The following is a 4,865-nucleotide window of genomic DNA, read 5'->3' as shown; positions in this document are numbered from 1 at the left end:
GGCCCGGCGCGAAGCGCGCTCCCGGGGCGTGGCGGACCTGCTCGCCCAGGTGCGCGCCCGCCAGCGCCGCCAGCTCTGGGCCCAGGGCATCCTGCTGGGCGCCGTCACGGCCCTCGTGCTCCTGTTCGCCACGGGCCTGCTGGGCCGGGTGGCGCCGGGATTCGCGCAGGCGCTCCTGTGGCTGGCCGTGCCGGCGGGCGTGGCGGTGGCGTGCTTCTTCGGCGTCGTGCTCGCGCGTCGGCAGGTGGGCGACGACCTGCTCACCGCCCGGCTCGTGGGCCAGCGCCGCCCGGAGCTGTCGCTGGACGTGCTCGCCGCGGTGGAGCTGTCGCGCGAGCGCCGGGAGGAGGCCGGCTGGTCCCCCCAGCTCGCGGACGCGTTCCTGCGGCAGATGGACGAGCGGGCCCGCACGGTGGACCCGGGGCTCGTGGTGGACCGCCAGCCGCTGCGCCGCGTGGCCATGGCGTGCGGCGGCGCGGTGCTGCTGCTCGCGGTGCTGATGTTCTTCGTGGGCGGCCGGTGGGCCGCGGGCTGGAAGCACCTGCGTGAGCAGGCCTCGCGTCCGGAGACCGCCGCGCAGGTGGAGCCCATCACCGGCGACATCGAACTCACGTACCGCTACCCCGCGTACACCGGCCTCGCGCCGCGCACCGTGCCGGGCACCAACGGCGAGGTCAGCGCGCCCGCCGGCACCGAGGTCGCGCTGAAGACGCGCTCGGACCGCCCCATCGAGCGCGCGGAGGTCGTCGTCAACGACCAGACGCTGCCCCTCACCGTCACCGGCGGCCGGGAGCTCACCGGCAGCTTCGTCGCGAAGCAGGGCGGCCACTACCACTTCGTCTTCTACGGCGCGCGCGCGAAGCCGCTCGCGGTGGGCCCGGACATCCCCCTCACCGTGGAGGCGGACAAGTCCCCCCAGGTGACGCTGCTCACGCCGTCCGCGGAGATTGAAGTCGACCCCGGCCAGACGGTGACGCTCAAGTACGAGGCCACCGACGACTACGGCCTGTCCGGCCTGGCGCTGGTGTTCCGCATGCCCGGCGCGAAGCAGGAGACGCGCGTGAACCTGCCGCGCGAGGACAGCCGCCGCAGCCGGGGCACCTTCAACTGGGACCTGGGGCCCCTCAAGCCCGCCCCCGGCGACCGCATCACCTACTACGTGGAGGCGAAGGACAACGACGCGGTGGAGGGCCCCAAGAAGGGCGTCAGCCGCACGCAGACCCTGCGCGTCTACAGCGCCGCCGAGCACCGCCGCGCCGCCCTGGAGAAGGCCGAGGTCCTGTGGGGCCGGCTCGTGGACCACCTGGCGGACCGCCTGGAGGGCCCCGACCGCGCGAAGCAGAAGGACGCGCAGGCGGTGGAGAGCGCGAAGTCCACGGACACCAACGGCCAGCAGCTCGCGGACGACTTCCGCGCGCAGGGCTCCGCGCTGTCGCGCGAGAAGGACGTGCCCAAGGAGATCATCTCCGCGCTGTTGAACATCGGCGGGGAGCTCAAGCGAAGCGTGGGCACCACCTCCGACTTCCGCCGCCTGTACCTGCGCACCCAGCGCGCGCGCGGCGAGGACTGGGGCACCGGCACCCGGCTCACCGCCGTGGTGGAGGACGAAATCGAGGGCCTGGAGCGCGACATCCTCTACCTGGAGTCGCTGCTGGACCGGCAGAAGCTGGAGGCGCTCCAGGAGCTGACGAAGCAGCTGGCCAACGAGCGCCGCGACCTGTCGCGCCTCATCGAGCAGTTCAAGGCCAACCCGGACGAGGCCGCGCGCGAGCAGGTGATGCAGCAGATCCAGCAGCTCAAGTCGCGCATCCAGGAGCTGATGCAGCGCATGGCGGAGCTGCGCAAGGGCATCCGCGACGAGCACCTCAACGCCGAGGCGCTGTCGGAGATGATGGAGCAGGAGGACATGCAGGGCGCCATGGATGAGGTCGAGCGCCTGATGCAGGAGGGCAAGGCGGACGAGGCCCTGGCGAAGCTCCAGGAGCTGGGCATGCAGATGGACGAGATGCTCGACTCCATGGACAAGTCCCAGGAGGACTTCGGCGCGGAGCAGTACCCGGAGCTGGCGGAGAAGTTCGGCAAGTTCATGGACGACCTGCAGGGCACCATGGACGAACAGCAGAAGGTCGCCGAGCAGACGCGCGCCCTGCGCGACCAGGCCCGCAACCAGAACCGCGACCGGCTCAAGGAGAAGGGCCAGGCCCTCAAGGACGAGCTCGCGCGCAAGGTGCAGCAGGTGCAGGAGCACTACCAGAAGCTCGACCCGGGTCGCCTCAACAGCCGCGCGGCCCGCCCCCTGGAAGAGGCCCAGTCCGAGCTGCGCAACGTGGAGAACGCGCTCAAGGTGGACGACTTCGACCTCGCCGCGGAGTCCGCCGCCCGCGCCGAGGACGCCGCGCGCCAGCTGTCCAGCATGGGCGAGCAGCAGCGCCAGCTGGACGAGATGTTCGGCAACCCGCCGGAGGTGCGTCAGCAGTCCGCGAAGCTCGCGGAGCAGCTCAAGAAGGACGCGCGCGACGTGTCGGACGTGAGCCAGCAGCTGCAGAACCTCTTCCCGCCGCCGGGCTCGCAGCTGTCGCAGCAGGAGAAGCAGCAGCTCCAGCAGCTGGGCCAGCGCCAGCAGCAGCTGGAGCAGCGCGCGCAGGGCCTGCGCCAGCAGATGGAGGACATGGAGCAGACGGCGCCGCTGTTCGGGGAGGAGGCCGGCCAGCAGATGGATGAGATTGGCCAGCGCATGGGCGAGGCGTCCCAGCGCATGCAGGGCAAGGACCCCGGCCGCGGCTACGGCGAACAGCAGGCCGCCATGGAGGGCCTCAAGCGCTTCCAGCAGCAGATGAAGCAGAGCCAGCAGGGCCGCAAGGGCGGCCGCGGGCTGCCCATGCCCATGGGCTCCGGCCGCCAGCAGGAGGGCAACGGCCGCAACCCGCAGGACAAGGTGGAGCTGCCGGACGAGGACGCCTTCCAGGCGCCTCGCGAGTTCCGCAAGGACCTGCTGGACGCGATGAAGCAGGGCGCGCCGGAGAAGTACCGCGAGCAGGTGAAGCGCTACTACGAGGAGCTGGTGAAGTGAGCCGCCGCACGCACGCGTCCATCCCCTGCCTGGGCGTCCTGTGCGCCCTGCTCCTCGCCGTCCCCACGGCCTTCGCGCAGCCGCCCGACGCGGCCCTCAAGGAAGAGGTGAAGCAGCGGCTGAGCAAGGTGGAGCAGTCGCTGGACGACTGGGACGTGGGCACCGCGCGCCGCGAATTGGCCGAGGTCGAGAAGCGCGTGCCGTCCGAACTGGAGCCCCTGAAGTACTTCCAGGGGCGCGTCGCCTTCGAGGAGGGCCAGTACGAGGACGCGGTGGGGCTGCTGGAAGCGGCCAACATCGAGGACAAGCCGGGCAGCTACCTGCGGCTCGCGAAGGACACGCGCGCCATCGTCAAGGACCACCAGCGCGCGGAGAGCGAGCACTTCATCTTCTTCTACCCGAAGGGCAAGGAAGAGGTGCTGGTGCCCTACGCGCTGGAGACGCTGGAGTCCATCCACCGCGCGCTCGCGCAGGACCTGGGCTGGACGCCGCCGGGCAAGGTGCGCGTGGAGGTGGTGAACAACGCGCGCGAGTTGTCCCGCGTCAGCACCCTGACGGAGAAGCAGATCCGCACCACGGGCACCATCGCCATCTGCAAGTTCAACAAGCTGATGGTGACCAGCCCCAAGGCCGTGGCGCAGGGCTACGACTGGCAGGACACGCTGGCGCACGAGTACGTGCACCTGGTGGTCAGCCAGCTGTCCCACAACACCGTGCCCATCTGGCTGCACGAGGGCCTGGCCAAGTTCCTGGAGTCGCGCTGGCGCGGCAAGGGCGGCCTGGCCATGACGCCCTCCACGCAGGCCCTGCTGGGCAAGCGCGTGAAGGAGGACAAGCTCATCCCCTTCGAGAAGATGCACCCCTCCATCGCCATGCTGCCCACGGCGGAGGACGCGGCCACCGCGTTCGCGGAGGTGTTCTACGCCATCGACTACATCCACGGCACCAAGGGCACCGCGGGCCTGCGCACCCTCTTGCAGGAGCTGAAGGCGGGCCAGCCGGACAAGAAGGCGGTGGAGGCGGCGACGGGCATGCCCTTCCCCCTCTTCGAGAAGACGTGGCTGTCCTACGTGAAGAAGCAGCCCTTCCCCCAGGAGCTGGTGCCGCGCGACGACCGCGTGGTGCTCAAGGAGGACGCCAAGGGCGAAAAGAAGGACAGCGAGAAGAAGGGGCGTGAAATCTCCTTCGGCGGCTTCTCCGAGGTGACGGAGGTCCCCGCGCGCAAGTTCGCGCACCTGGGCGAGGTGCTGCGCGAGCGCAACCGCGTGAAGGCCGCCGCGGAGGAGTACGCGCGGGCGCACAAGCTGGTGGGGGACAAGTACGAGTCCGTCTCCAACAAGTTCGCGCTCGCGCTGCTGGAGCTGCGCCGGCTGGATGAGGCGGAGTCCGTGCTGCGCGGCTCCCTGCGCATGCACCCGGGCTCGCCCTCCACCAACGTGCACCTGGGCCGCATCCTGCTGTTCCGCAAGGACTACCCGAAGGCGAAGACGGCCTACCTGGAGGCGCTGGCTTCGGATCCGTTCGACCCGGAGATCCACGTGGCCCTCACGCGCATCCACGGCGCGCTGGGGGAGACGGCGCTCGCGTCGCGCACGCGCGTGGCCGCCGCCAACCTCACGGGCCTCAAGCCCGACGACGTGGACCGCGCCGCCCAGGCCTTCCTGCGCGCGGAGGACGAGCTGTCGGAGACGAAGAACGTCCCCGCCGGCACGCCCGACACGCCGAAGCCTGCTCCAGCGCCGAAGGCCGCGCCGAAACCTTCCCCGGCGCCGCCACCCGCCAAGTAGCCCCCCTC

Annotated in this window: 2 protein-coding genes; both read left to right on the top strand. The window is 70.9% G+C overall.

The genetic code is table 11. The features are described from left to right. The coding region (locus tag D7W79_RS38805; RefSeq protein ID WP_439099274.1) for a DUF4175 family protein at positions 1-3,070 on the top strand (3,070 nt) is incomplete at its 5' end. Then, complete coding sequence (locus D7W79_RS38800) at positions 3,067-4,857, top strand: peptidase MA family metallohydrolase (protein WP_120530274.1); 1,791 nt, start codon at positions 3,067-3,069, stop codon at positions 4,855-4,857. The genes D7W79_RS38805 and D7W79_RS38800, both read left to right, overlap by 4 nt. Positions 4,858-4,865 lie beyond the last annotated feature (8 nt).

It is taken from the genome of Corallococcus exercitus (assembly GCF_003611585.1).
In the GTDB taxonomy this organism is placed as follows: Bacteria; Myxococcota; Myxococcia; order Myxococcales; family Myxococcaceae; genus Corallococcus; species Corallococcus exercitus.
The sequence above is the reverse complement of the archived record's forward strand: the minus strand, read 5'-3'. Positions and strand labels throughout refer to the sequence as shown.